Below are 25565 nucleotides of genomic sequence, written 5' to 3' on the forward strand. Positions count from 1 at the left end.
TTAAACTATAACGTGATTTTAAAAAAACAACTATATACAACGATTTTTTTACACCTTTTCCTGTGTTGGGGATGGGCGCAGGATTTGGCATACCAAAGCACGGGCGGGAGTATTTATGAAAAGGCACACTATCTCGCCTTTGAAGGAAACCTATCATCCGCAAAGAAATTGTTAGAGGAGGAGACGACCAAAAATGGCACGGATACGGATGCTTCTGCTTTATTGGCCCGTATCTATAGTTGGGAAGGCAACCATGCCGAAGCACGAAAAAAGTTCAATAGAATCATTTCAGAGGAACGTAAAAATACGGATGTCTGGATCAGTGCAGTCAAGAACGAATTATACGCCAACAATGATGCCACCGCATTGGGGCTGGCCAATAAAGCCTTGTTTTACCTCGGTCAGAACCGGGAAATAGAACGTCTGAAAGAACTTGCCGTCCAAAACATCCGAAATAAAAAATACCCACCATTGGGACCGAATGTGGGTATTGCGACTTCCAAGGTTTCAAAAAAGGGAGGAAAGCGGAACAAGAAATCATTGGAAGCATCGGAAAAAGTCGTGGCAAAAGAAAAAGATGAAAACGCTAAGAAAAAGCCCTTGGAGGAAAAAGAGATGAACAATCGGATAGGCATTATGAACTCATTCATGGTATTCGATAAAGTCTATGAACCCATGGTATTTTCCAATATATCCTATAGGAGGCAAACCCTGGCCGGCAGTATCATCCCCAGAATCAACTATAATAACCGTCTGAACAAACATGGGATACAGTACGATTTGGATTTCTATCCAAAATTTTCCAAACGTTTCTATGCCTATTTAAATTATGGCTATTCGAACGCCTCGATTTTCCCCAATCATAAGGTAGGGGGCGACCTATATGCCAACTTACCGGGAGCGTTTGAATTTTCCGCCGGGGCGCGCTATATCAGTTTTGAAACCAAGAATGTCACGGTTATCACCAATTCATTAGGGCACTACAGGGGGAATTATTATTTTTCATTACGTTCCTATATCACCCCGCAGCCGAACAACCTAACAAGGATTTCCGGAAACCTGCTGGTACGGAAATATTTCCGGGACGGGGAAAACTTCCTTGGGGTGAACGTCGGCATGGGCTATTCTCCCGAGCTAAGACAATTAAGGGATGGGGATGAACTTCTCGCTGAAACCCTACTATATATAGAATCGCAACGGATGAGTCTTCAATATCAATTCACACCCAAAAAGAGTCCGAATATTTATATGGCCAATTTAGGCGTGGCCCGGCAAGAACTCTCTTTTGACACAGGTAACTTCTTTTGGTCGGTTACAGCGGGAATTACCTATAGTGTAAAGTTCTGATTTCGAAATGATCGTTGAAATCCATCTTGTATTTTCTTTATGAAAAGCTTAACCTTTCCTTTTCAATACTTTCACAACAAGTTTCTTAGTTTACACCACAATTAATTGCTTTCGGGCCACGTTACTATTATGTTTATATCATGATACTTGAAGCCCAATTCAAGTGAAATCGAACTTAAACCCAAATATTAACTTAACCTAACAACGGAATGCTCTACGACACCTACGGCGAGGAATATTTAAACTTCCTCCAAGATCTAAACGAAATTTTAAGTTTAAACGAGTTGGTAGAGTTAGACTACATGTAGTAGTGTAACCCTTTGTCCCGATTCTCCAAAACCTACTATTATGGCAAATCAAAATTCAGACAATGCAGCGTATCTGAACTTCATTGAAGATTTAAACGAAATCCTGACAGATTTCGAAATCAGCAAATTGAACTATTCCTAAGCGCTTATCAAAAGTTAGATAAAAAAAGTCCCTGACCGATAAAGTCAGGGACTTTTTTATGATGTATAAAGTGTGCTAGCCTAAATAGGTCTTTAACATCTTACTCCTGGAATTATGACGCAGCTTACGAATGGCTTTCTCACGAATCTGGCGCACCCGCTCCCTGGTGAGGTCAAAGGTCAATCCGATTTCGGCCAAGGTCATCGACTGCTGGTCCCCAATACCGTAATAAAGTTTTACGACATCTGCCTCCCGTGGGGACAAGGTTTCCAAGGCCCTGTTAATTTCCGTATTTAATGACTGCTGCATTAAAATGTTATCCGGTTTCGGAGATTCTCCGGCTCTCAACACATCATAGAGATTGGAGTCTTCACCTTCCCGCAATGGCGCGTCCATCGAAACGTGGCGTCCCGAGTTTTTCAAGGATTGTCGTACTTCGTTGACCGTCATCTCCAATTCCTTTGCAATTTCTTCTGCAGAGGGTGGACGCTCATGAGCCTGCTCCAAGTAGGAAAAGGTCTTTTTAATCTTATTGATCGAGCCGATTTTATTCAATGGAAGCCTAACAACTCGTGATTGCTCGGCCAATGCCTGTAGAATAGACTGACGAATCCACCAAACCGCATAGGAGATAAATTTGAACCCACGGGTCTCGTCGAAACGTTTGGCTGCCTTTACAAGGCCCACATTGCCTTCGTTGATCAAATCGGGGAGGGTAAGCCCTTGGTTTTGGTACTGTTTGGCTACTGAGACTACAAATCGAAGGTTTGCAGTCGTTAATTTCTCCAGGGCGGCTTGATCTCCGTCCCTGATTTTTTGCGCCAGTTCGACTTCTTCACTGGCAGTTATCAAGTCGATTTTACTGATATCCTGCAGATATTTATCCAACGATTTCGATTCTCGATTGGTTACCTGCTTGATAATCTTTAATTGCCTCATATATATTTATTTGTTTTTGATATTGTACAAGTTCTCATTATACATTTTTAAATGCTCTTATCCAAGGGATTTGGCTTATTATTATACATATTTTATGAGCGTTTTGGGAATAATCCAAAGGATTGTGGGTCATATGCCGATATTCTTTCAGCTTATATTATTTTTGGGGAATAAGCGAATATCATGAGTACATCGGAACCGAAAATTGCGATCATTGGAGCTGGATTGAGCGGTTTGGTGGCTGCCATCTGTTTGGAGGAACAGGGATTTGCGCCTGAAATATTCGAGGCTTCCGATAGTATTGGGGGTAGGATTAAGACCGATTTTTATGAGGGAATACCTCTTGACCACGGTTTTCAGGTGTTATTGACCGAATATCCTTTGACCAAGAAATATCTTGATTATGGTGCTTTGGGCTTGAAGCACTTTCTTCCTGGCGCCTTGTTATACCGAAAGGGGAAGACATCCAAAATCGGCGATCCGTTAAGAAATGCGACTTTTCTTTTTTCTACCGTGTTTTCAGGAGTTGGGAGTATCCAGGATAAATGGAAAATATTTCGTTTATCTTCATCCTTAAAGAATAAATCGATTGCACAATTATTCGAAGCACCCGGCACTTCTACCTTGGATTTTTTAAAGGAATACGGATTTTCCGATCGCATCATCGATAATTTTTTCCGCCCTTTTTTCTCTGGGATTTTTCTAGAGGATGAACTTACCACTTCGAGTCGGATGTTTCAATTCGTTTATAAGATGTTCTCCGAAGGCGATGCCGCCATCCCGGAAAAAGGAATGCAAGAAATACCTAAACAATTGTATGAACGGCTATGGAATACAAAAATTCATTACAATCGCAGCGTGGCACGAGTCGATGGAAAAACGATCCATATCAACGGAGATATCCTCGATTTTGATGCCGTTATTATCGCTACCGATCCCACGAAGCTATTGGAACAGTTAAGCGCGACCCCAGTGCAGTGGCACAGCTCCCATACCTTGTATTTTAAGACAAAGGCATCAACGATGAATCTGCCAATAATCGGACTATTGACAAAATCCGATACTTTGGTCAATAATCTTCATTTTGTCACCGATGTGATTCCTGTGAGCGGTTCGGATGCCATACTATCGGCAACAGTAGTGAGAGCCCACGAATTATCCGAAACCGATTTGGTGGCCCGGGCTAAAAAAGAGCTTTTGGATTGTTGTAAACTGAATGACTTGGAATTTATTAGGGGCTATCGAATCGACAGGGCATTACCTAAGCTAAAGACCGCTCATTACGAGAGTCGACTCGTGAAATACTCCGACCATGTATTTCTAGCAGGGGACCATTTGGCCAACGGAAGTATCAATGCCGCCATGCTTTCGGGTGAGCAGGCCGCTAGTGAAACGATGAAAGCACTGGAGCAAACAAAATGAGTAAAAGACAATTAAAAAAATACCTGTCCGATTTACCAAAGGAAGCGCTGGAGGAACAGTTAATGGACCTTTACCAACGATTTCCTGTCATAAAGGAATATTATGATTTCGTTTTTAATCCAAAAGAGGACAAGCTTGTTCAGGAAGCGAAGGCCAAAATCTCGAACGAATACTTCCCGGTGCGGCGAAAACGCCCTAAGGCAAGACGTTCCGTGGCGCAGAAATATATCAAACATTTCGTCAAACTAGGAGTGGCCCCTCATTTGATTGCCGATGTCATGCTTTACAATCTTGAGACTGCCCAGACCTATTCAATCAATAGAAACCTACCCGATTCTTTTTTTAAAAGCATGCTCAACTCTTTTGACCAGGCGGTACATTTTGTATCCACCCATGGTCTTTTAGGGGACTTTCGGCCACGAATAGCGAAAATCCATACCCAGACACAGGAAGGGCAGTGGCCTTTGGAAGAAGGTTTTTCCAGGGTGTTGGATAGTATTGATTAAAACTGAATTTTTGGAACCATGAGCATTGTAATTCTACGACAAGACGATAAAATAGATCTATGGAAGCACGCCCTCAGATCGGCTGCTCCCGATATTCCTGTTTACAGTGGCGACGAAGACCATCCCAAAGACCGCATCGATATGGCATTGGTCTGGAAACATCGTCCTGGTAGCCTAAGTGAGTATCCCAATCTTAAGTGCATTGCGTCTTCGGGAGCCGGTGTTGATTTCATTTTTGAGGATGCCTCGGCTCCTACCCACTTACCGATTACCCGTGTGGTAAACCCGATGTTGGCAAGCGATATGTCCGAACATGTGATTGCCCTTATTTTTGCCTACCTTAAAAACTTGAACCATTATAAAATAGATCAGCAGCATAAAATTTGGAAACCCCTCAATTACAAAAGAATAAAGGACTTTACGGTAGGTATATTGGGTCTGGGTGCCTTGGGTGCTGTGTTGGCCAATGACTTGGTCCGTGTTGGTTTTAAGGTACAGGGATGGTCCCGTTCCAAGAAAACAATGAAAAATATAAAAACCTTTTTCGGAAACGAAGATCTTGCCGACTTCCTTGCAACCACCGGGATTTTGGTCTGCTTGTTGCCTTTAACACAGGCGACCGCAGGTATCCTGAACTCGGAATTGTTTCAAAAGCTTCCTAAAGGGGCCTATCTTATCAATGTGGCCAGGGGAGGTCATTTAGTGAACCGAGACCTACTGGAGGCGTTAAAGAACGAACATTTAAGTGGAGCGGCGCTCGATGTATTCCATGAGGAGCCTTTGCCCGTTGCACATCCCTTTTGGGAACATCCAAAAATTCATATGAGTCCCCATTGCGCCAGCGTTTCGGACACCGATTCAGTGGTTCCCCAGATCGTCGAAAACCATCAAAGGTTATTGGCGGGAAAACCCTTGAACAACCTGGTACATATCGAAAGGGGATACTAGTATTTTGGGGAGGTAAAAAAAGTTACCTTGAATTCCCCCTCTAAATTTTTCTTAAGGAGAAAATTCTGCTAATTTTGTAAAATTGGGGTTGAGGCAAAATTTCCCTGAACCATAACATCTAAAATCTCCTACCTACTTGGAACTGCAAAAAGCTACGGAAAAAACCTTATACGATTACCAGATTGAGGATTTGAACACTATTTTCAAACACCTCGACGAAGCCGGTACGGGTAATTTACTATACCAATTACCCACCGGGGGGGGGAAGACCGTAGTGTTTTCGGAAATAGCCAAAAGATATATCCAACGGAATAAAAAGAAGGTCGTGGTACTCACGCACCGCATCGAGTTGAGCGTACAGACCTCGAAAATGCTGCATGGTTTTGGTGTAAATAACAAAATCATCAATAGCGGGGTCAAAGAACTCCAAGATCAGGATGATTACATGTGCTTTGTTGCCATGGTAGAGACTTTGAACAATAGGCTTCAGGAAGAGAAGGTTGAAATCAAGAATATCGGTCTGGTCATTATCGATGAGGCCCATTACAATTCCTTCAGAAAGTTGTTCAAATATTTCGAGGAGTCGACCATTCTTGGAGTGACCGCCACACCGCTGAGCTCCAATATAAAGCTTCCGATGAAAGATAATTACCAAAAACTGATTATCGGGGAATCGATAAATTCGCTTATAGAAAAGAAGTTTTTGGCGAAGGCCAACATGTACAACTACGATGTAAGCCTTCAAAGCTTAAAATTGGGTATCAATGGGGATTATACCGTGAAATCATCCGATGAACTCTATGGCAATCAAAGCATGCTGAGTAAATTAATGACGGCATATAACGAAATCGCCAAAGGCACCAAAACCCTGATTTTCAATAACGGAATCAATACCTCACGGTATGTATATGAGACTTTCAAGAAAGCGGGATATGACATTCGTCACTTGGATAATAAAAATACGGCCGCCGAGCGAAAGGAAATACTAAGCTGGTTTTCGACAACCCCGGGTGCCATCTTGACTTCGGTCAGTATCTTGACCACTGGTTTTGACGAGCCAACGGTGGAAACCATTATATTAAATCGGGCAACCCGGTCGTTAACGCTTTACTTTCAAATGATTGGCAGGGGGTCTAGGATACTGCCAAATAAAGAGGAATTCACGGTCATCGATATGGGGAACAACGTTGCCCGTTTCGGTATGTGGGATGCTCCTATCGATTGGCAGGAAATATTTCATTTTCCGGACTTCTTTTTGGAGAATATCAAGAATGATGAGGAGATTGAGCGTGAATTCGTTTACGAAATGCCAGCAGAGCTAAAGGCAAAGTTCAGCAAATCGAAGGAAATTGAGTTCGATGTGAAGGAAGAATACAAGAAAATTTTCGCACAGGGCCTGCGATCCAAGGTGGTCTTGGAGCGAAGCATCGAACAACACGCCAAAATTTGTGTAGAAAATGCAGAGGATGTCTTCGATGCCCGGATTTTGGCCAAACAGTTGAAGGAAGAAATCTCTTACAGGGTGCGCCAGTATTCTTATTGTATTATGAACAATACCAAGAACTATAAGGAATGGCTAGAAGAGGACTATGAAAGGCGTTTGCGTTCAAGTATATCCAAAAAGTTCGCGGCTAGGATGTAGAACTCACCGAGCTCCTTGTTTCCGACCTGTACGGTATGATTTGTAAAACAATGCTGATAATCGGTTTTACCTGGCCCGAGCCAAACGCAACGGCTGCTGGTAGCAGAATGCTGCAGTTGATTTCTTTTTTTTTGGATGAGGGATATGCGATTACGTTTGCCAGTACTTCGAAACCCACCGATTTCAGTTTAAATCTCGAAGCCTTAGGTGTCAAGAGAGAAACTATCGAATTGAACCACCCTTCGTTTGATAGCTTCATTAAAGGGCTACTACCCGACATTGTTTTATTCGATCGCTTTTTAACGGAAGAGCAATTTGGATGGCGGGTTGCCGAATCCACTCCCAATGCCGTCCGGATACTGGATACGGAGGACCTACATTCATTGCGATATGCCAGGAAAAAGGCTTTTAAGGCCGGAATCAAGTTTGATTTGGATTTCTGGCTTCGGCAGGAAATAACGAAAAGGGAGATGGCTAGCATCTATCGTTGTGACCTGTCCCTTATTATTTCATCCTATGAGATGAAGCTCCTCGAGCAAGTTGTGGCAGTACCTGGGGCACTATTGCTACATCTGCCTTTTATGATCGAAACACCGTCGGCGTTTACAACCGATTCATGGCCCTGCTTTGGGCAAAGGCAACATTTTATGTTTATTGGTACCGGCAAACATGAACCCAACCTAGATGCCATTGTTTGGCTGAAACAAGAAATTTGGCCCTGCATACGCGAGGCGTTGCCAAAGGAGGAACTGCACATCTATGGTAGTTATTTACCCAAACTAATAACCGAATTGCATCAACCTGGCGAAGGCTTTTATGTGAAAGGAAAGCTATCGAATATCGAGGCGGCAATGCGTCGGCATAGGGTTAATTTGGCGCCCTTGCGTTTCGGGGCGGGTATCAAGGGAAAGCTCATCGACTCCATGCGGTACGGCATGCCGAGTGTCACCACGGGTATCGGAGCCGAGGGTATGCATAGCGACCTTCCATGGAACGGCAGTATCGCCGAATCAGCTTCCGATTTTGCCAAAGCCGCAATCGCTTTACATACCAATCAATTTGAATGGGACAAAGCACAGCAGCATGGGATTGAAATTTTAAGATCCTGCTATGATGCACGGCGTCAAAGGCAAGTGCTCCGAAACAAGATTCATAGTTTATCCCGAGGGTTGAAAAAGCACCGATTCAAAAACTTCACCGGAGCCATGTTGGGTCACCACAGTCTGCAGAGTAGCAAATACCTTTCGAAATGGATAGAAGCCAAGAACAGAGGTGTTAAAAACAACTAAGTCTTTTTATCTTTGGCATATTCTTTTAAAATCACCATATGAACAAACCTGATTGGAAAATTGCCAAGAAATTTGAGGATATCACCTATAAAAAATGCAAGGGCGTTGCCCGTATTGCATTTAATCGTCCCAATGTACGCAATGCTTTTCGACCCAAGACGACGAGCGAATTATATGAAGCCTTTTATGATGCCCAGGAAGATACGTCCATTGGGGTCGTGTTATTGTCTGCCGAAGGCCCTTCCACCAAAGACGGTGTGTACTCCTTCTGCAGCGGTGGGGACCAAAAGGCTAGGGGAGAACAGGGCTATGTGGGCGAAGACGGTATGCATCGGTTGAATATCTTGGAGGTTCAACGCCAGATTCGGTTCATGCCAAAGGCGGTTATCGCAGTAGTGCCCGGTTGGGCCGTGGGTGGCGGACATAGCTTGCATGTGGTATGTGACTTGACATTGGCCAGTAGGGAACATGCCATCTTCAAACAGACCGATGCCGATGTGACCAGCTTCGACGGCGGATATGGATCTGCCTACTTGGCCAAAATGGTCGGCCAGAAAAAAGCTAGGGAAATCTTCTTTTTGGGCCGCAACTACTCTGCCCAGGAAGCCTATGAGATGGGAATGGTGAATGCCGTCGTACCTCATGATGAGCTCGAAGATACGGCCTATCAATGGGCACAGGAGATTTTGGAAAAATCCCCTACATCCATAAAGATGCTCAAATTTGCCATGAACTTAACGGATGATGGCATGGTGGGGCAACAAGTGTTCGCCGGCGAGGCCACCCGCTTGGCCTATATGACCGAGGAGGCCAAAGAGGGGCGGAATGCCTTTTTGGAAAAACGAAAGCCGAATTTCGGAGAGAACAAATGGATTCCGTAACAAGGGTAGGGACGAACTAAAAAGAGCCCTGACTTTGTCGTCAGGACTCTTTTACGAGAACACTATATGAAAATGAAAAAATTTAACGCTATGTTTTAATAACACCGTAAACTTAGCGCAGACTTCTCTTACAGGGAAATTATTGTTGTGTAGTAAGGCAGGTTTGTGGTGTACCCCCTATATTTTGATATTTGAGGAATAGCAAAAACCTGGCAACATGGCATTTTGGCTATTGGACAGCCGACACTACTTCCCTTAAAAACCGGTTCACGTCAAAATCAGGTGCTTCCGCCAGGCCCGTTCTTACAATGACCAAATCTTTAGAAGGTATGATAAAGACATATTGCCCCTGATAGCCGTTGGCAGAAAAGAGGTCTTTGGGTACGTCGGGATACTTACCTCCGGCATTTAGCCAAAAATGGGCACCATACGCCCCGCCAGATCCGTCCGTGGGCTTCCGCACATAGTCGACCCACTTGGGGTCGAACAATTGCTCCCCATTCCATTGCCCTTTGTTTAAGTACAGTAGTCCGAATTTTGCCCAATCCCGGGTATTGGCCCATCCGTAGGAGGAGCCGACGAAGTTCCCTTCCATATCGGCTTCGATCAACATAGAGTGCATTCCCATCTTATCGATAAGGGCCTCATACGGAAAATCCAAGTACTCCTGGTGCTTGGTAAACTGTTTTCGTAAAATGCCTGACAGAAGGTTCGAAGTGCCGGAAGAGTAGTTCCATACTTCACCGGGAGGTGCAATCGCTTCCTTTTGGGCTTGCTTTGTTGTCATGTCCGCGTTCAGAAACAGCATTTCCGTCACGTCGGAAATACTAGTGTAATCTTCCTCCCAAGCTAAACCACTTTGCATACGTAGCAGATTATCAAGTGTTATTTCCTTACGGCCATCCTCTTGCCAGGCGTCCACCGGGGCACCATCGCTCACCTTCAATTTTCCTTGATACTCCAATATTCCAAATAGCGTTGCCAATACGCTTTTTGTCATCGACCAACCTAAAATGGGGGTAGCTTCCGTGAACCCTTCGATGTATTTTTCCGCAACGATATGGCCTTTATATACCACCAGCACCGTTCTTGTTTTCTGGATTTCATTTTCGGAAAAGGCATTTTCAATGGCTTTTTGCAGTAATTCATAGTCTACATTTCCGAATACGCTATCTTTCGTTCCGTTGTTGCCAAAAGGGAAGGGCCTTCGGTTCTTCATTTGGATCCTCCTAGGTGTTGGCAATGTAGTGTTCGATTGATCCTTTTCAGATACCAGTACGCAGCCCAGACCTTCCCTACAAAAAGTGCTACGTTCCATCAACCCAAAGACCGATGCCGTTACCCCGTTCTCATTTTCCTCGGTTTCTGCCAACTTTATCAAAGGCATATTGTTATCGTTTTCAGTAATATCGTTATACTCCCTTCCCGCAATGAAATGGGTAGAGGCCATGTTCTTGGCCGCGTATCCGGAAATGATGTTCAACTTTGGATAGTTGACGAAGCCCGTAACGACAATTATCAGTAACGACAATAGGACTATTCGCCTAAATAGTTTCATGGTTCCTTGTTATTGAAAATGTTATATTCGATTTGTTTATCTGTGTAAAAGCTAAATGTAGCTTAATTTGTAAAAACGAAGGAGTTATTTCATAATTTGTGAACATTATTGGTCCATAACACTTTTTACCATGCAAAATAGAAGAACGTTTATCAAAAAATCGGGACTTTTCTTGGCAGCCAGTTCCTTGCCATTGACAAGTTTTTCCATACCGGTCCAAAAGAAAAAGTTGGGTGTGGCCCTCGTAGGATTGGGGTACTACAGTACCGACTTGCTGGCACCCGCACTGCAATTGACAAAACATTGTGAATTGAGGGGAATCGTCACCGGGAGTCCGGAAAAGATTCCTGTATGGCAGAACAAATATGGTATCAAGGACAGCAATGTTTATAATTACGGGAACATGCATACGATTGCGGATAACGACGACATAGATGTGGTCTATATCGTACTCCCCAATAAATTACACCTTCCCTATGCACTTATCGGTGCAGAAGCCGGAAAACATGTGTGGTGCGAAAAGCCCATGGCCACTACGGTCGACGAATGTCAGCGGATGATCGATGCCTGTCAAAAGAATGGAGTGCAACTGACGATTGGTTATCGGATGCAGCACGAACCCGTGACGCAAAAAATCATTGGTTGGGCTACTTCCAAACCGTATGGGAGTATCAAAAGTATCTATGCGGAAGCGGGATTTCGAAATGGGGCCAATGATCCCACGCATTGGAAAATCAACAAAGAGCTCGGTGGGGGAGCCATGTTCGATATGGGCGTTTATCCCCTGAACGCCGTACGTTATTGTACGGGTTTGGAACCGATCTCGGTAAGCGCCACCCAAGAAAATACACGCTCCCATATATTCAATGCGGATGAGACTACCTACTTTAATCTGGAATTTCCGGAAGGGATTACCGCCGAATGTAAAACCACGTTTGCCGAGCACATCAATACCCTTAATGTCGATTGCGATAAAGGAGGATACAAAATAAGTCCGTTTCAGTCCTATACGGGTGTTCAAGGGACCACCAGTGATGGAAAGGTTCTGGAACCTTTCAAGGGAAATCAGCAAGCCAAACAAATGGACGAGGATGCCCTGGCTATCCTGAGCGGTACTCCAAACCAAGTAATAGTACCAGGGGAGGAGGGACTTAGGGATATCAAAGTGGTTGAAGCCATTTTTGCCTCCGCTGCTGATGGCGGAAAAAGAATAACGCTGTAGGGTATGTCGAATATCGGATTGATTATTGAGGAACGAAGCCGCGATATTGGGGATTTTTTGGTGGGTAGGTTGATTCCCTTTCGCAAAAAACGGATGATAGGCCCCTTCATCTTTATCGATCATATGGGACCGACGGTCTTAGGTCCCACAACGTACATGGATGTAGACCAGCATCCCCATATCGGGTTGGCAACGCTTACTTACATGCTCGAGGGGGAATTAATGCATGCCGACAGCATGGGAACGCAACAACGTATCGCCCCAGGGTCGGTCAACTGGATGGTAGCGGGCAAAGGGGTTTCGCATACCGAACGTACCCCGGATGATTGGCGCCATGGAAAACAGTTTACGGCCCATGGTTATCAAATCTGGGTAGCGTTACCAAAGGACAAGGAAGATATCGACCCCGAGTTTCATCATATCCCTGGACATGAACTACCTATGTGGGAAGACGGACCGGCTTCCTTTAAACTGGTAGCAGGGGAGGGGTATGGCCGAAAATCCCCTGTACCGATATATTCACCTTTGTTTATGATTGAAATCAAGACCACCGATGAATACCTGTTAGACACAAAGGCTCATCTTAAGGGGGAAATTGGTTTGTGTATTGTCGAAGGAGCCATTGAAGCCTGCGGAGAAATCGTCGAAAAGGGCCATATCGTAGTATCAAAAGTTTCCGATACTTGCAAGACTACTTTAAGGCCGAACACCCATTTACTGCTATTCGGCGGAGCGTCCTTACCCGAAGAACGCCATATTTACTGGAATTTTGTCTCCCATGATCAGAAAAAAATTGAAAGGGCCAAAACGGAATGGGCCGCCAAAACCTTTCCGATGATGGACGATGATCACAGCTATGTACCCTTACCCGGTCGGTAGTTTTTCCCACATCTTGTCAGGGCCTAAGCGAAAACTGCCCAAAAAATCAAAATTGCATTCCTTGGGGGATAAAATCGATAGAAAGGTACTTTCATCCTTGGAGCGATACAAGTGATATACTTTTCCGGTGATAGGCTCAAAACTATACTTGGCACTGTAGACGAGGTTGTTGTATTCGAACTGTTCCATCATCGCTTGGTACTGCATCTGGATATCCTCGTACCGCGCCTTAAACTCATTATTGGCAGCAACGATGTTCGTATTTTTCCATGTTGTCACATCGGGCGGGACAATTTTCGGGGCGGCTACCCCACTCGCATAAGGTAGCAGACTGCCATTGTAGGTCTGCGTTTCCTCATCGAATACTACCGCATCCGGTTTCTTTTCTTTTTTCATAGGCTGCAAATTTATGAAAAGTGCCTTAATTATTGGAGGATAGAGTGGGGTTCCATATCTTCCGGTGGTATTAAGCACCAACAGGACGATGAAATTCTATTTTCCAATCCTCGTATTCACAACGTTTTTAGTATGTAATTCTTGTAAAAGGGATAAGGAACTTTTTTTGTGGAAATCGATGGAAGTCAACGTATCGGCTTATAACTCTGTGTCTTCCCAAACCGATGAACAGCCCAATATCGCGGCCTGGGGAGATACCTTACGATCTGGAATGCGATGCATCGCCGTCTCAAGAGATCTACTAGCTTTGGGGCTGGATTACAATACACCTGTAAAAATAGAAGGTTTGGAGGGCGTTTACCTGGTGAAGGATAAGATGCATCCCAGGTGGAGGAACCGTATCGATATCTATATGGGCAAAAATGTCAAAAAGGCAAGGCAATGGGGTAGGAAAAAGCTATTAATCGAATTTCAGGTGAGAAAGGATAGTTTAAATTCAATCGGTAAATGACGCTATAGCAATGGGAAAATATTTTGTATTCTTCTTGATTGCCCTAGAAATGGTTTCCTGTACCGTGTCCAGAGAAATCATCGACGAACCTCTGGTGTTCGATGAAGAGAGAACGCAACTCACTTTGGACTATCTATCGGAACGATATGGTATCGTTCAGGAAGCACCTACGATCGTTCCCAAGATGATCGTACTTCATTGGACCGTGATACCAACTTTTGAGGAATCTTTCAAAACATTCGACCCTCCGGCCTTGCCTGCCAGACCGGACATCAAGAAGGCTAGCGCTTTAAACGTATCCTCGCAGTTCATGGTCGATAGGGATGGTACCATTTACCGTTTGCTTCCTGAAACCACTATGGCCCGGCACGTTATCGGTTTGAACCACTGCGCCATTGGAATTGAAAACGTTGGAGGGGCCGAGAATCTTCCTTTGACCAAGGCACAGCTAAAATCAAACATTTGGCTCGTTACCTACTTAGCCGAAAAATACGATATTGAATACCTCATCGGCCATCACGAGTATATCCGCTTTGAAGGGCATCCATTGTGGCTTGAAAGAGATGAAGGCTATCGCACCGAAAAGACCGATCCCGGGGAAGACTTTATGCAAAAAGTTCGTAAAGCCACTAAAGAATTTAATTTTAAACCAATCCCATCGAAACCTTCTGAATGATGAAACCGACACTTTGCTTTATTTTACTATGGATAGGATACCATTGTTGTTTTGGACAGGAAAAGGAACTTACCGCGGCCCTCTACGAAACCTACGGGAAGTACAAAGAGCCGAGCTTGGATAAACGCCGTATCAAACATCACGAGCTACAGCCATTGATTACACAATATCGAAAAAACCCAAAATTTACAGTAAAAACCGTGGGCAAGTCCATAGAAGGCAGGGATTTGAACCTAATCAGTATCGGACAGGGAGATACGGATGTTTTTTTGTGGTCGCAGATGCATGGCGATGAACCTACCGCCACCCAAGCGTTGTTCGATATTTTCAAATTTTTGGATAGCGATGATTTTGAATCGGAGAAAAGGGACATCCTGAGCAACCTGACCCTTCATTTTCTACCCATGTTAAATCCGGACGGGGCGGAAATCTTTGAGCGAAGAAACCGTTTGGGTATCGATATCAATAGGGATGCCCTGCGTTTACAGTCCCCCGAAGGGCAAACCTTGAAAAGGGTTCGGGATAGTCTAGAGGCCGATTTTGGTTTCAACCTGCACGACCAAAGTACCTACTACAACGCAGAGCGAACCGAAAAGCCCGCTACTATTTCCTATTTGGCTCCCGCCTATAATTATGAAAAGGAGATTAACGAGAAACGGGGCAATGCCATGAAAGTCATCGTCTTCATGAACACTATTATTCAGCAATATGCCCCAGGCCAGGTAGGTCGTTATAATGATGATTTTGAGCCTAGGGCCTTTGGGGATAACATTCAAAAATGGGGGACAGCTACCATTTTGATCGAATCAGGTGGTTATGCCAATGATGTGGAAAAACAAGAAATCCGGAAATTAAATTATGTGTCTATCCTATCTGCCATTTATACCATTGCCAAGGGAAATTATAGGGATATTCCTCTGGAGGATTATGAAAAAATCCCGGAAAATGATCGCAAGCTGTTTGATTTGAAAATCGAAAATGCGACCTATGAGCTTCTGGGAAAGCCCTATACTATTGATATTGGTATCAACCGATTGGAAGTAGACGAGGAAGATTATGCGGACTTTTGGTACAGTAGTCGCATCATTGACCAAGGTGACCTTTCTACCTACTACGGATATAAGACCGTTGATGCCTCCGATTACACGGTACGGGCTGGAAAAGTGTATCCTGATATCCAAAAAACAAGTCAAGAGTTGGGTTCGATGAATGTTGTTGACCTTCTTAGAGAAGGGTATACCTATGTGCGTGTAAAGAATATCCCGCCCGAACAGTTGAAATCCCCTGTTCCTATGCATATCATCAGTACGACCTATGAAGTACCGGAATTTACCGTAGAAGTAGGTACAAATCCGACTTTTCTACTGGAAAAACACGGCATTCTTGAATATGCGGTTGTGAACGGTCACCTTATCGACCTTAAAACGGGTCAAGGCAATTTCAAGAATGCGATGATTTATCGTTAACTCCCCAAATAGTATTTCCGATAGCAATGACGTGCTAAAGATCAATACCCAAACCGGATCGTCATCCCTGGACCTTGGGTTATGAGGATAAACAAAGAGGTTATGACGGTGACGAGGATAAGCGAGAAAAGCAATAGGGTAGTCGCCTTATACCAAGTAGGCATGCCCTGTAAGGAACTGTTTTGAATCAATACGTTGAGTACATCCATGATTTCTACATTTTTTGCCCGACCTTGGCCGAGCAGGGTGAAACAATCATAGTCTTTAGGATGTAGGCGGTCAGTCTAAGATCATATAGGGTTCTATTAATGGAACAATTACCTTCTTAAAAACCCTACCGGCGGTAATTTGGCTAAAACAAAAAGAGAGGCAGGGCGCCTCTCTTTTCTCGTACTATTCTTAAAATTTTGTTATAGACTTTCTGCCTCCAAAAGAGCGAAGAATTTGTCTAGATTTGGAATGATTACAATTTTGGTTCGTCTGTTTTTGGCCATGTTTTCTTTGCTGTCGTTTTCAACAAGTGGCACATAACTGCTTCTACCGGCGGCAATCATTTTAGATGGGTCTACATTGTACTTATTCTGTAAAATACGAACGATCGAAGTCGCGCGCTTCACACTCAAATCCCAGTTATCCTGAAACATTTCGGTATTGATGGTTCTTGAGTCGGTGTGCCCTTCCACCATCACCTCCATACTGGGTTCGGAGTTGATGACCTCGGCCAACTTGCCCAAAATGGCATCGGCCTTGTTACTCACTCGATAGCTGCCGCTGTTGAACAACAATTTATCGGAGATATTGATCATCACCACGGTCTTATCGATATCTACGTTGATATCGTCTTCCTCGTCGGCGATGGACTTTTTCAGATGGTACGACACGGCCAAGTTCATGGAGTCTTGCAAGGTTTTGGCTTCCGCCAATTTAGCGGGGTCTACTTTGGTCAATGTGGAACGCATTTTTTCCTTGGTATTATTGCTCATGACCGCCACATCATCGACTGAAGTGTACTGATTGTCGTTTATCTCCTTCAGGCTGTTGATTTTTTCATTGTATTCTGCAACACGTGCCTCGATCTTGGAAACCTTGGTCTCCAATTCTTCCTTTTCTACCTGTGTTTTGGAAAGAACACTTTTTGTCTCCGCCAGGTCGGTCTCCAAGGCTACGTATTTCTTTTTGGATACACATGAGGATAAGACTGCAATTGATAGTGCACTTATGATAACTGATTTTTTCATATTGTAATAGTATATATGTTATTGTTCTATTAACTTATACGTATGCAAGGGGAAATAGGATGTTTCACAGCCCATAAGATTTATTGATTACCAAGGAACTTTCCAATAAATGACGGGTAATGAGAAGATTATGAAAAACAAAAAAGACTGCCCAAAGGCAGCCTTTTCGAATAATTCGGTTTATCGATTATCTATTCGCACCCCCCTGTGAACCCGTCCGCACTGAACTTTGTCTGTACGGCTCCCTGTCGGCTTCCGTCCCTAACCTGGATAGCGAGGTTATTCTCACCACTTCCATCGCGCTTTGGGCTACAGTATTCAAACAGATAAAAGCTGTTTGCCTGTTGTGATACCCTAAAAGAAATGTCGTTGAAGGTAGTTTCCAATTCTTCTTTGTTTCCGGCGAAAACACTAAAGGTCTTACCGATATCCGAGAGTACCTGGGTATCGATTTCGGCTCCCAAACCTATGGTGAAGAAAGCAATGTTCGGATTGGCATTATCCACCTTTTGCTGTGCAGCTTCTTGGGTAAACCGCGAGGCCTGATCGGTACCATCGGTAAAGATAACGACCGAAGCTGCGCCTATTTTTCCTCCCTGGGTACTGGCGGCCAGAAGTTCGCTGGCCTTATCGGTAGATTTGATGACCGCCCCATATAAATCGGTAGACGGGTCGTTACTGATATCGGTGGTAATGCCATTTATGGCTGCGGTGAGTTCCTCCCTGTTCGGGCTAAGGTCGTTCAAAAGATGCAAGACGTTTTCCCCGTCGAACCAGTAGATGGCCATTTGAAACGATTCTGATGGGGTAGCAGGCATCACATTGTTGATGAAGCTCGTGGTAGCCGCTTGCAATTCTTCCAAACTACTGCTCAGCACACTGTTACTTAAATCAAGGACTAAGAGCGTATTGTTAGTGAATATTTGGGAGTTGGGGGAAATACGGGCCAAGGATTCCGAGGTCGATATAGTATTAAAACACGCGTCATTTCTTCCTTGCTCATAAATAGTAAACTGGTCTGCCGTCAGGCCAGGGACTGGATTGCCATCGGTATCGGAGACCTTGAAAAAAATCGAAACTTTCCCTGGAGGCGTAACGAATTGCTCTTGGATGGATAATACCAAGTCGCTTTCAGGAAAGTTAAGGCAATCATCTACTGGAATTCCTTTTCCAAGTCCATCGCCGCCCGTATTCAACCCGAAGTTGACATCATCATCCGCATTTCCACAGGAGATGACCATGGTTGTTGCTAAAAAAAGAAGGAGTAGTTTGGTGTATGATTTCATTTTCAATTTGTTTAACGTTCATCTAGCAGAACGAAGCAAATGCATATAAAGTATAGACAGCTAAAAAATAATAGATCGTTTAACAATCCGTTAACTTTTGCTTGGCAACTTTGGACTTCTAATTTTAATACCTTACGGTTTAATTACTACTAATCATCTAAAAAACATTAGTATGCCAACGTATCAACTACAAGTAAACGGAAAAGCGACTACGGTAGAGGCAAGCGAAGACAGCCCTGTATTATGGGTACTTCGTGACCATTTGAACCTGGTCGGAACGAAATATGGCTGCGGAATCGCCCAATGCGGTTCCTGTACCATTCATTTGGACGGGGAAGCCGTACGCAGTTGCTCCATAACCATGACACAGGTCGTAGGAAAATCGATAACCACAATTGAGGGATTGTCCGAAGATGGGTCGCACCCGGTGCAGCAAGCCTGGAAAGAAGTCGATGTCCCGCAATGCGGCTATTGCCAAGCCGGACAAATCATGACCGCCTCCGCATTTTTGGAAAAAAATCCAAATCCGACCGAAGAGGACATCAAAACAGCCATGAATGCAAATATATGCCGATGCGCCGCTTATAATCGGATTCATAAAGCCGTGACCCTTGCTGCCGAAAAAATGGTCTAACCTTTTTCGACAGTAACTGTTCCCCTTAGTTTATCGTAGAACAAAAAGTAATATGCCAGAAATGTATTCTGGATAAAAAAATCTAAAACATGTCAACTAGAACCTCCATCCCTTTTAGCCGCAGGGCTTTTTTAAAATCCTCATCGCTAGCCAGCGGTGGGCTACTCATCGGTTTCAATCTTTTTACTGCGTGTAAGCCCAAGGCAGTAGAATCACCTATGGATCTTTCCTCATTGGATTACCAGGACTTCAATGCTTTTATCAAGATTGCGAAGAACGGGGCCGTAACCATTTTTTCGCCAAATCCGGAGATAGGGCAGGGGGTCAAAACCTCCATGCCTATGATAATCGCCGAGGAATTGGATGTGGCCTGGGATATGGTGCACGTGGAACAGGGAATATTAGATACACAAAATTACACCCGCCAAGTGGCCGGCGGAAGCCAGTCCATTCGTTTTGGATGGGATGCCCTGCGAACCACAGGGGCTACCGCTAAACAAATGTTAATAAATGCTGCTGCTGCCCGTTGGGGGGTCGAGGCTTCCGAATGTACCGTAAGCGAGGGCGTCATCACCAATGCCAAGGGAGATACCTTGGGGTATGGGGATTTGGTGGAGGAAGCCGCCAAACTCGAAACCCCCGAGGAGGTAACCCTAAAAGAACCTAAGGATTATAAGATTATCGGTACAGGAAAAGTAAATGTGGATATTGATGAAATCGTGACCGGCAAGCCCTTATTCGGATTGGATTATAAAACCGAGGGGATGGTCTATGCCTCCGTTATGCGTCCGCCGGCTTTCGGACAAAAATTGGAATCGTTCGACGCCACCGAAGCAAAAGCCATGCCCAATGTAGTCGATGTAATCCAAGTGGGGGATAAGATCGCCGTTCTGGCAAAGGATACCTGGTCGGCGATGAAGGCGAAAAAAGCCCTGAAAGCCGAATGGAAAGCGGACACAAAATTGGAAAGTTCGGAAGACCATGATAGAATTTTGAAGGGACTGTTAAATGGAAACAAATTCGAGACACTTCGTGCGGATGGAAACGTACAAAAAGCGTTCGCAGAAGCGGATAACGTATTGGAACGCACGTACGAGTCCCCCTTCCTTCCGCACAATTGTATGGAACCGATGAATTTCTTTGCCCATGTGACAGATGAGAAGATTCACTTGGTCGGTCCCATACAAACACCGGAGGGCACTGCGGGCCGCATCGCGGAAATGCTCGAAAGGGATGCAAACGACGTGCACTTGGAGATGACCCGTCAGGGAGGAGGCTTTGGCAGACGTTTATATGGGGATTTTGCCATTGAAGCCGCAGAGATTTCCAATAAGGCCCGGCTTCCTGTAAAAGTTGTTTTTTCAAGGGAGGACGACATGGCCGATGGTATTTACCGGCCGGCAATCAAATATCGTATCAAGGCAAGTGTCAAGGATGGCCAAATCACAGGCTATCACTTAAAGGAAGCGGCCATCAATAGTAATATGTACGGATTGATTCCCAACTTCTTTCCAGCGGGTGCCATTGAAAATTATCAGGTAGATGTGGCTAAATACGATAGCAATATCACCACTGGTGCCTGGCGCGCTCCGTATACTAACTTCTTGGCGTATGCGGAACAGAGTTTCTTTGATGAGTTGTTTGAAATGATGGAAGTCGATAAGATACAAATGCGCTTGGATTTATTGGAAAAGGTGAAAGGCACTACCGACGAGCGTATCCAATATTCACCGGAACGTATGCAGGAAGTCATAAAGACAGCCGTCGAGAAATCGGGTTGGGGTAAACAAGCCGATGGCGTGTACCAGGGTTTTGTCGCCTATTACTGCCATAACTCCCATGTGGCCGAGGTAGCCGATGTTCAAATTGAGGGTGGGATGCCTGTGGTGAAAAAGGTGACATGCGTAGTCGATTGTGGTATTGTTGTCAACACCTTGGGAGCCCTTAATCAGGCAGAAGGTGGGGTCATTGATGGTATCGGCCATGCGATGTATGGCCAATTCGGATTTGATAGTGGCATGCCCACTGCAACCAACTACGACAAGTACCGACTTATTCGAATGCAGGAAGCACCCAAAGTAACGGCCCACTTTATTCAAAATGAGTATTCGCCCACTGGACTTGGAGAACCTACCCTACCACCGGCAGGTGGTGCCGTGGCCAATGCCTTCAAAGCGGCTACCGGTAAACGCATCTATAAACAACCTTTTATGGAGAATCCGGAATTTTGGCGTTTAAGCGATCAACCGATTTTGGGATAGCTACTTCGCTTTGGAATGAAGAACAACAGCGAATCATCCCATTTTACCTCGGTAGGATGGGATTTTTTATTGGAGTGTGTTGACTAAGGGACTTCATTATGCCTAAACCGAATAAATCGATAAAAATAACGGAAGTTCCCATTATACCAGATAGCAAATACAAAGGCCGTATAGAGCAGCCAATCGGGGAAAACCGCTGTGTTATAATAGGTCTTTCCAATCAAGAAGCCAAGGGCCACTACGGAGATACTCAAGGATACTAATGTTCTCCTATCTTTTCGATTCAACAAAATAAGCAGGATGATCAATATGGCCATAACCGGTTTGGCATGCAATAGGAAAGGGGCCAACTGTGCATTGTCGATATCAAAAAATAGCACCACGGCACTCATATAGGCAGTAAGGCACAAGGGACATTTAGGAAGTAGTATTAATAAAACGGTGGACAGAAACGACATGGATCCATTGGCACCGCTCATTTTATTTTGCGATGACCGTTTGGTTTTACAACACCCGGTTTCGACCGTTTCCATTTTAATTCATTAAAATTTAGTTCTATAAGATACAAAAGGATAGACTTCTCCCTGCTTAAATTCGCTTTTATTTTGCGGTAGTATTAGAAAACCATCGGTTTTTACCAAATTGGCAAAATCGCCGGAGCCATTGCCTTTGATGGGGTCCGCTAAAAGGGTGCCATCCGGGCGACTCTCCAGTGTAGCTTCTAGAAAATAGACCAGCTCAGGTTTGAACTCCACATCGTTTTTTAGCTTCACGTAAAGCGTCTCAGGTTCAATATGCAAGGACTTCCGTAACCAAAATTTTAAATACATATATACGCAGACAAAAGAAGAAACCGGATTCCCGGGAAGGGCAAAAATTTTTTTCCCGTTTGCAGTGCTTCCGAACCAAAAGGGTTTACCTGGGCGTTGTTGAATTTTATGAAAGTGTTTCTCGATATGCAACGCCTCCAATACATCGGGTAGGTAGTCGAACTTTCCTTTGGAAACGCCTCCTGTAAATACAAAAAGGTCGTATTTATTAAGTGCTATTGAAATGACTTGGAGCATCTCTTTTTTATCATCGGCAAGGTGATGAAGGTCTGCGGGAATTCCCCATTCTTTTAAGGTAGCTTGAATTCCGTAGATGTTTGAACGTCGGATTTGATGCAGCTTTGGAGTTTCATGAACATCCACCAATTCATCTCCAGTTGAAAAAATAACTACTTTTGGAAGCTGCCTCACTTTTAGTTCAGCTTTTCCGACTGCCGCGGCAATATTGATTTCCGCGCTAGAAATTTGTTTTCCTTTCTGAACGATTACAGCACCCTGGGGAATATCCATGCCCTTGAAATGAATGTTTTGTTTATATTCCAAAGTATCCAAAAGGAGGGTGGCCTTCCCGTCACTAATTTTCAAATCCTCATATCGGATGACCGTATCGACACCCCGCGGCATGATGGCCCCTGTCATTACTTCAATACAATTTTGTGGGTCCCGTAAGGTCATTTGAGGTGCTCCGGCAGCAGCGGTCGCTTCTATGATGTATTCCTGCTGTCCACCTTTAAAACGGTCATGGCGAATGGCGATTCCATCCATCGTTACCCGATCAAAGGGCGGAAAGTCCCGGTCAGCAATCAAATCCTCGGCCAAGTAAGCACCGATGCAGTCCCCCAGTTTTCGGCTTTGAATGGGAAAATCACCTCTATGGGACGCCAATATCGAAAGGGCTTTTTCATAAGGGATAAAAACATTCTCCATATATCATTTCTTTTATCCCCCGATACTGCTCATACTTTTCATGGCCTGCATAGTATTTTTGCGCTGTTTTTCTGCCTCAAAGCCGTCTTTGGGTTTTAAACGGATAATTTCGCGAAACTTGTCCGCCAACTCCGTATCGGACACCCCCGCCCGCATGTAATCACGAATATTGAATACCCCGTCATCGTACAAACAACTCTTGATTTCGCCTTTCGAAGCGATTCGCAATCGGTTACAGGTGTTGCAAAAGGTGCGGGAGAAAGCGGCTATTACGCCTAAGTTTCCCTGATACCCCGGAACCTGAAATACGGTAGCCGTATCGCCGTGTTTGGCCGGAAGTTTCTCCAAGGTGGGGTAATGGGCCTTTAAATCGGAATGGATATCACGGGCACTATACATCTGTATGTTTTGCTTGTAACCCCCGTTAAAGGGCATTTCCTCAATGAAACGCACCCCGACAGGATATGCTTTGGCAAGTTCTGCCAAGGAAATAATGTCCTGGGTATTAATGCCGTGCATGATCACCGCATTGAGTTTGATTTGAAAGCCATGTTCGACAAGCATGTGAAATGTTTGCCACACTTTTTCAAAATCGTTGCGGCGTGTAATCTGATGAAAACGCTCTGGATCGAGGGAATCGATACTAAGATTGATTTTGGAAATGCCCAACTCCTTCAATCTTGTGATATGTTTTTGAAGCAGCGTACCGTTGGAGGTAATATGGATAGAATCATACACTCCCAATTCGACCGTTTTTTCCAAGAGCTTTATGAAATCTTTCCTTAGGAAAGGTTCCCCGCCCGTAAAACGCACCTTTTTAAATCCCAATCCGCCCAAAACATCCAATAATCTGATGATTTCTTCGTAACTTAATAGGTGCTTTTTAGGTTCGTAGGGAATTCCATTGGCTGGCATGCAGTAAAAACATCGTAGGTTACAACGATCAGTGACCGCAATACGCACATAATCGATACTTCTGTCAAACGAATCTTTCATAGCACGGGACGCATCCCATTATTATTTTAGCATTTGAATATAACTATTTTTAAATATATTAGGGAGCTAGTTGGGAAAGAAATAACGCTTAAATCGATGGCCTGGTCAATTTAAGGCATTATAGTCAACAAATCTCCCAAATGTAAAGCACCATGAAAGAAATAAAATCTATTATACAACTCTACAATACCTACAAAAATGCTGGGGACCGATGTGCGATTGCCCAAGTCGTCAGGGTCGAGGAATCTTCCTATCGAAGGGAGGGCGCCCGTATGCTCGTCTTTGAATCAGGTGTTTTTGAAGGGGGTATCAGCGGGGGATGCTTGGAAGGCGATGCGTTGCAACGTTCCCAAATTGCCATTCTTAAGCAAGAGCCTTCCATCGTTACCTACGATACTTCCAAAGAAAAGGAAATAGGAGTCGGACTCGGTTGCAATGGTATCATCGATGTCTTGATTTCACCCATATCGGACGAATCTCCGATGATGGCAATGTTGCAGAAATGTGTTTCGGAGCGCGGTGAACATACAATCGCTACGGTAACGGCCTTGGAAGGAACCTTGGATTCGGTTTCCTTGGGAGAAAGTTTTTACTATGAGGCCAAAAGTGCTACCTTACACCACTGTGCGAATGAGGAGTTGAAGGCTTTTATACAGGACAAGGTTTCCGAGGTGCACGAGCAAAAAAGATCAAAGACTTATCACTACGAAACAGAAACTTCCACAGCACGTATTTTCATCGAGTTGATTCCGTCACAGTTCCACCTGGCCATTTATGGGGATAATTATGATGTGTATCCGATGTTGGAGATGGCAAAGGTGATGGACTGGGACGTGAGCCTCACCGGAAACATTCAAAAACTGAAAAAGGAAAAACTACAGTCCGTAGCAAACCTGTACCCGAAAGACTTACCGGAACGTCCGGAAATCGACAATCGTACCGCCGTCGTCTTAATGGCCCACGACTACAAGACGGATTCGGCCAACTTATTGGAATTGATCAAAAGTCCTGCACCTTACATCGCTTCCCTGGGACCTCGAAAACGGTTCGATAGAATGGTTATGGAATTCAGAAGTCAAGGTGTCGAGTTTTCTCAAGAACAACAGCATCGAATCTTTGCCCCATGCGGACTTGAAATTGGGGCCAATACTCCCGAGGAAATCGCCATCAGCGTTTTTGGGGAAATCCTCGCTGTCTTCTCAGAGAAAAAAGGAGGGGTGTTACGGGAGAAAGAAGGACCGATTCATGAGCGGGTTTGAAA

The 25565-nt window shown here is 44.4% G+C and carries 24 protein-coding genes; 15 read left to right on the plus strand and 9 right to left on the minus strand.

Features of this window, described 5'->3' with window-relative positions:
• Window positions 1–12: 12 nt before the first annotated feature.
• Window positions 13–1347, plus strand: coding sequence for a YaiO family outer membrane beta-barrel protein (locus FK220_RS10915; RefSeq protein WP_317168326.1), 1335 nt, complete (start codon window positions 13–15; stop codon window positions 1345–1347).
• Window positions 1348–1872: 525 nt separating this feature from the next.
• On the opposite strand, the gene FK220_RS10920 is transcribed toward FK220_RS10915, so the two are convergent.
• A complete protein-coding gene (locus FK220_RS10920) occupies window positions 1873–2736 on the minus strand; it encodes a sigma-70 family RNA polymerase sigma factor (protein ID WP_152574366.1) in 864 nt (287 codons plus the stop codon).
• Window positions 2737–2919: 183 nt separating this feature from the next.
• Here FK220_RS10920 and FK220_RS10925 point away from each other — a divergent pair, with 183 nt between their 5' ends.
• From FK220_RS10925 to FK220_RS10950, 6 genes are all read left to right on the plus strand, one after another.
• Window positions 2920–4158 (plus strand): protoporphyrinogen/coproporphyrinogen oxidase, encoded by a 1239-nt coding sequence (locus FK220_RS10925; protein WP_152574367.1) that lies wholly within the window; start codon window positions 2920–2922, stop codon window positions 4156–4158.
• Window positions 4155–4664, plus strand: a complete 510-nt coding sequence (locus FK220_RS10930) for a DUF6155 family protein (protein ID WP_152574368.1) — start codon at window positions 4155–4157, stop codon at window positions 4662–4664. Before FK220_RS10925 ends, FK220_RS10930 begins: the two co-directional genes overlap by 4 nt.
• An 18-nt stretch (window positions 4665–4682) precedes the next feature.
• Window positions 4683–5612 carry a 2-hydroxyacid dehydrogenase gene (locus FK220_RS10935; RefSeq protein ID WP_152574369.1) on the plus strand — a complete coding sequence of 310 codons (930 nt, stop codon included), beginning with the start codon at window positions 4683–4685 and terminating at the stop codon, window positions 5610–5612.
• A gap of 136 nt (window positions 5613–5748) precedes the next feature.
• Window positions 5749–7254 carry a DEAD/DEAH box helicase gene (locus FK220_RS10940; RefSeq protein WP_152574370.1) on the plus strand — a complete coding sequence of 502 codons (1506 nt, stop codon included), beginning with the start codon at window positions 5749–5751 and terminating at the stop codon, window positions 7252–7254.
• 35 nt (window positions 7255–7289) lie between these two features.
• Window positions 7290–8543, plus strand: coding sequence for a glycosyltransferase (locus tag FK220_RS10945; protein ID WP_152574371.1), 1254 nt, complete (start codon window positions 7290–7292; stop codon window positions 8541–8543).
• A 38-nt stretch (window positions 8544–8581) separates the two neighbouring features.
• Window positions 8582–9424, plus strand: a complete 843-nt coding sequence (locus FK220_RS10950; protein WP_152574372.1) for a 1,4-dihydroxy-2-naphthoyl-CoA synthase — start codon at window positions 8582–8584, stop codon at window positions 9422–9424.
• A 229-nt stretch (window positions 9425–9653) separates the two neighbouring features.
• Here FK220_RS10950 and FK220_RS10955 read toward each other — a convergent pair whose 3' ends face one another.
• Window positions 9654–10982: a serine hydrolase domain-containing protein gene (locus FK220_RS10955; RefSeq protein ID WP_152574373.1), complete on the minus strand. Its 1329-nt coding sequence runs from the start codon at window positions 10980–10982 to the stop codon at window positions 9654–9656.
• 130 nt (window positions 10983–11112) lie between these two features.
• Between FK220_RS10955 and FK220_RS10960 the strand changes: the two genes are divergently transcribed.
• Together FK220_RS10960 and FK220_RS10965 are read left to right on the plus strand one after the other, a co-directional pair.
• Window positions 11113–12204 (plus strand): Gfo/Idh/MocA family protein, encoded by a 1092-nt coding sequence (locus FK220_RS10960; protein WP_152574374.1) that lies wholly within the window; start codon window positions 11113–11115, stop codon window positions 12202–12204.
• A 3-nt stretch (window positions 12205–12207) separates the two neighbouring features.
• Entirely contained in the window at window positions 12208–13083 is an 876-nt protein-coding gene (locus FK220_RS10965; protein ID WP_152574375.1) for a pirin family protein, read from the plus strand.
• On the opposite strand, the gene FK220_RS10970 is transcribed toward FK220_RS10965, so the two are convergent.
• Window positions 13069–13479: a DUF2452 domain-containing protein gene (locus FK220_RS10970; protein WP_152574376.1), complete on the minus strand. Its 411-nt coding sequence runs from the start codon at window positions 13477–13479 to the stop codon at window positions 13069–13071. The two genes, FK220_RS10965 and FK220_RS10970, sit on opposite strands and share 15 nt — an antisense overlap.
• A 178-nt stretch (window positions 13480–13657) precedes the next feature.
• Here FK220_RS10970 and FK220_RS10975 point away from each other — a divergent pair, with 178 nt between their 5' ends.
• Genes FK220_RS10975 through FK220_RS10985 form a run of 3 tightly spaced genes read left to right on the plus strand, consistent with a single transcriptional unit; the run spans window position 13658 to window position 16132 of the window.
• Window positions 13658–13990, plus strand: a complete 333-nt coding sequence (locus tag FK220_RS10975; protein ID WP_152574377.1) for a 3D domain-containing protein — start codon at window positions 13658–13660, stop codon at window positions 13988–13990.
• A gap of 10 nt (window positions 13991–14000) precedes the next feature.
• Complete coding sequence (locus FK220_RS10980) at window positions 14001–14666, plus strand: N-acetylmuramoyl-L-alanine amidase (protein WP_152574378.1); 666 nt, start codon at window positions 14001–14003, stop codon at window positions 14664–14666.
• Window positions 14666–16132 (plus strand): M14 family metallopeptidase, encoded by a 1467-nt coding sequence (locus tag FK220_RS10985; protein WP_152574781.1) that lies wholly within the window; start codon window positions 14666–14668, stop codon window positions 16130–16132. The genes FK220_RS10980 and FK220_RS10985 overlap by 1 nt, the downstream gene beginning before the upstream one ends.
• Before the next feature lie 41 nt (window positions 16133–16173).
• Here the strand turns inward: FK220_RS10985 and FK220_RS10990 are convergent, their stop codons facing one another.
• The 3 genes from FK220_RS10990 to FK220_RS11000 all read right to left on the minus strand — a co-directional run bounded on the left by FK220_RS10990 (window position 16174) and on the right by FK220_RS11000 (window position 18656).
• Entirely contained in the window at window positions 16174–16341 is a 168-nt protein-coding gene (locus FK220_RS10990) for a hypothetical protein (RefSeq protein ID WP_166204870.1), read from the minus strand.
• A 201-nt stretch (window positions 16342–16542) separates the two neighbouring features.
• Window positions 16543–17370 (minus strand): OmpA/MotB family protein, encoded by an 828-nt coding sequence (locus tag FK220_RS10995; protein WP_152574379.1) that lies wholly within the window; start codon window positions 17368–17370, stop codon window positions 16543–16545.
• A 191-nt stretch (window positions 17371–17561) separates the two neighbouring features.
• A complete protein-coding gene (locus tag FK220_RS11000; RefSeq protein ID WP_152574380.1) occupies window positions 17562–18656 on the minus strand; it encodes a vWA domain-containing protein in 1095 nt (364 codons plus the stop codon).
• 172 nt (window positions 18657–18828) lie between these two features.
• Between FK220_RS11000 and FK220_RS11005 the strand changes: the two genes are divergently transcribed.
• Complete coding sequence (locus tag FK220_RS11005; protein WP_152574381.1) at window positions 18829–19290, plus strand: (2Fe-2S)-binding protein; 462 nt, start codon at window positions 18829–18831, stop codon at window positions 19288–19290.
• 89 nt (window positions 19291–19379) lie between these two features.
• Window positions 19380–21551: a xanthine dehydrogenase family protein molybdopterin-binding subunit gene (locus FK220_RS11010; RefSeq protein WP_152574382.1), complete on the plus strand. Its 2172-nt coding sequence runs from the start codon at window positions 19380–19382 to the stop codon at window positions 21549–21551.
• A gap of 83 nt (window positions 21552–21634) precedes the next feature.
• On the opposite strand, the gene FK220_RS11015 is transcribed toward FK220_RS11010, so the two are convergent.
• From FK220_RS11015 to moaA, 3 genes are read right to left on the minus strand one after another with little or no spacing between them, the layout of a single operon-like run.
• Entirely contained in the window at window positions 21635–22084 is a 450-nt protein-coding gene (locus FK220_RS11015) for a hypothetical protein (protein ID WP_152574383.1), read from the minus strand.
• Window positions 22085–22093: 9 nt separating this feature from the next.
• The gene (locus FK220_RS11020) at window positions 22094–23308 is read right to left on the minus strand and encodes a molybdopterin molybdotransferase MoeA (RefSeq protein ID WP_152574384.1); all 1215 of its coding nucleotides are present in this window, start codon (window positions 23306–23308) and stop codon (window positions 22094–22096) included.
• A 12-nt stretch (window positions 23309–23320) separates the two neighbouring features.
• Window positions 23321–24304, minus strand: a complete 984-nt coding sequence (gene moaA / locus FK220_RS11025; protein ID WP_152574385.1) for a GTP 3',8-cyclase MoaA — start codon at window positions 24302–24304, stop codon at window positions 23321–23323.
• Between the two features lie 152 nt (window positions 24305–24456).
• Between moaA and FK220_RS11030 the strand changes: the two genes are divergently transcribed.
• On the plus strand, window positions 24457–25563 hold the full coding sequence (locus FK220_RS11030) for an XdhC family protein (protein ID WP_152574386.1): 1107 nt from the start codon (window positions 24457–24459) through the stop codon (window positions 25561–25563).
• Window positions 25564–25565 lie beyond the last annotated feature (2 nt).

This window comes from Pelagihabitans pacificus (assembly GCF_009371985.2).
Taxonomy (GTDB): Bacteria; Bacteroidota; Bacteroidia; order Flavobacteriales; family Flavobacteriaceae; genus Pelagihabitans; species Pelagihabitans pacificus.